General features: G+C 69.2%; 3 protein-coding genes. 1 reads left to right on the forward strand and 2 read right to left on the reverse strand.

All coding sequences use genetic code 11. The features are described from left to right. Positions 1 to 3: 3 nt before the first annotated feature. Positions 4 to 126, forward strand: coding sequence for a transposase (locus AC08OO_RS13755; RefSeq protein WP_476618607.1), 123 nt, complete (start codon positions 4 to 6; stop codon positions 124 to 126). A gap of 257 nt (positions 127 to 383) precedes the next feature. Here AC08OO_RS13755 and AC08OO_RS13760 read toward each other — a convergent pair whose 3' ends face one another. Then, positions 384 to 2,387, reverse strand: a complete 2,004-nt coding sequence (locus AC08OO_RS13760; protein ID WP_476618604.1) for an AAA family ATPase — start codon at positions 2,385 to 2,387, stop codon at positions 384 to 386. Further along, a partial coding sequence (locus AC08OO_RS13765) for a hypothetical protein (protein WP_476618605.1) occupies positions 2,384 to 2,754 on the reverse strand: 371 nt, incomplete at its 5' end. The genes AC08OO_RS13760 and AC08OO_RS13765, both read right to left, overlap by 4 nt.

Raw genomic sequence — 2,754 nt, forward strand, 5'->3', positions numbered from 1 at the left:
GAGCTGACCCGGCACTACTGGCGGGCGAACCGGCTCTGGTCCGGGTCGTACTTCGCCGGGTCCGTCGGTGGCGCCCCGCTGGACGTGCTCCGCCGGTACATCGAAGAGCAGACCCGCCCGGTTTAGGGCACGCTCAGGCCGCGAGGCGGCCTTCCCGCGCGGCCCTTCACCCCCGGCCTGAAGGCCGGAGCACTGGGCCGCAACTTGGTAGCCGCCGTCATCTGCCAGGTCGGATGGCAGCGACAGCACCCACGGGTGCGGGCCGGGCTCCTCGTCGTCGTCCGGCACGAACATCGCCGTCCGGCCGTCGGGGAAGCGGACAACGTCGCCGCGGTGGGCCGTGCGCGGGTCGTACCCGCACACGGCATCCACATCGAAGGCGGTCATGCCGCCTGTCCGTTCACCGCGGCCGGCTGGCGCTGGGCCTGCGCGAGCGCAGCCCGGATCTGCTGTCCGCGACGGTTGATGAACTCCCCGAGAGACATGTCGAGACCGTTCGGGGCCTTCACCGGTGCGGCCAGCAGGCCGGCCCGTTCCACCTCCCCGTACAGGGTCCGGAGTTCGATGTCCGTGTCAGCGGTGAGCGCGAGGTCCGCGAACTCTCGCGCGGACGGCGCAGGAGCGCCACCGGCGAGCCAGTCGCCGAGTTCCTGCGCGAGCGCACCGTCAGGGCGGTCAACTACCTTGTCCGCGAGGGACGGGCACCGCGACTTCGTGATGGTGAGCGTGTGTTCGATGGACAGTGACCCGTACACGTCGAACTCGTATTCGATGTTCGCGCGCTGCTCGGGCTTCATCCCGATCTTCTTCGGCTCCTTCCGACCCCGGTCGTTCTCCTCGATGACGTAGTCGGACTTGACCCGCAACGTCATGATCACGAATCCGGGGTGGGCAAGGATCGCGTCGAACATCCGCCGCTCGATCGGCGCGAAGTCCTTCCACCCGGAGGAGAAGGAGCTACCCGACCGTGACCGCGCGGACGCCTTGTCGACCTGCTCCAACGCGCCGTCAGTGCCCATCCAGAAGTGGCTCCCGCTGTCGATCACGATCCCGGGGTGGCCGGCGTTCGCGGACGCGGCAAGGATCGCGGGCAGGTGCTCCGGGTTGTACCGGGTCAGCGGAAGAGAGTCGAACTGGAACTCGCGCGGGCCGTCGCCTGCGTACAGGCTGGCCGAACCGTGTTCGGTGTCGACCACCCCGAACCGCTGTCCGGCGGACAGCGCCGCTGCGAACGCGAGCGCCGTCCACGTGTTGTGGGTGACGACGCAGTGATCAGTGATGTACAGGCGGTCGGGCGCGTCGACGGAGATGCACTGAACCGGCTTCTCGCCGACGAGGTCGACCGCGTCGATGAACCTCCGGGGCTGGCGCGTCGTCTTCGGCCGGTACGCCTGCCGCTTCCGCTCAAGCCGGAAGGGCTCGATCGACGACGGCACCCGGAGGAACAAGCGGTAGGACAGCGCCCCCGTCCGGTCCTCTCCGTTGTGCCGGTACCGAGGATTCCTCGTGAGGACGGTGGCGAGACCGCCAAGCGACTCGATCAGGAACCTGACCTGCAACGCAAGGGTCGGGGATGACGTCGAGTACTCCAGCGTCGAGCCGGAGGCGTAGCCGTCGGTGTCCAGCAAGCCTTGCAGGACGGCCAGCCGCGTCTTCGCCGATCCGAACAGGTAGCCGTGGGGAACGAACTTGTCAACGGACAGCGTCGACGTCAGGCCGAGCGCGCGGAGAGCCGCGACAAGCGGGTTCGATCCGCTGGGCGCGATGCGGGAGATCGACGCATCTCCTTCATGCCCCTTCATCGGGCGAAGCTCAACGCCGCCCGGGAGCACGGCAGTCACCCGGTCGCGTAGTTCCTGCTCGGGGTTGCAGAGCCGCACCGAACGCTCACCGAAGTGGCCATCCCCGATCAGGACACCCATCAGGTAGGGGTCGATGGGGAGGCTGTCGTCGGCGGGAGCGTCGAACTCGATCGGCTGGACGAGCGGGATGGAGTGCATCCGCTTGCCGTGCCGGTCCTTGAGGGTCTCCGCGATCTCCCGCAACGGCTTGACGGTTCCCGGCCTGCGGGCGCCCCGGTCGAGGACCGTCTGCGTGAGCCACAGATGATCCATCGTGCACTCGACCTGGGCGCCGTCGTTAAAGGTCACCCGGTAGACCTGCTGAATGCCCTGCGGGTAGATCCCGGTCACCTGCGCCGACCCGCCATCCGCGGAGACCACCCGGTCGTCTATCTGGATGTCGCCCATCGCGACCCAGCCAGTAGGGGTGAGGACCTGGGAGTCCAGCGGCTGGGCCTTCCCCGCACCGGAAGGCCCGTCGATGGCGATACGTGCCGGCTTGGCCTGCCGGACGGCAGGGGCGAAGGTGAAATCAGGAATGCTCACGCCTGTGTCTCCGTCCTGCTGGTGGTGCCGGTGTGGGCGGTGCACAGCCCGGACGTTCCGGCGGGGGTGAGGTCGTGCACGGTCCGCGCGCCGAGCGTGCACAGGGGGCAGGGGTGGGTGCCGGGTGGCATGGCGAGCCGCCAGAGGGCGAGCATCACGGCCTGCCCGGTGAGTGTTGCCGCGCTGATGACATCCCCCGCGGGGATGTCCGGGTGGATGGAGTGCGGCGGGATCGCCCGTGCGCGGACCGTCCGGTCGCGGCGGACCGCGACGACGAGGTGGCTGGCCGCGTCCGGCAGGGTGGGGTGTGCCGCCCACTGGGGGGCGGCGTCCAGCGCGACGGCGCCGAGGATGTCTGTGCCGTAGG

This window comes from Frankia sp. CeCAU1 (genome assembly GCF_977971845.1).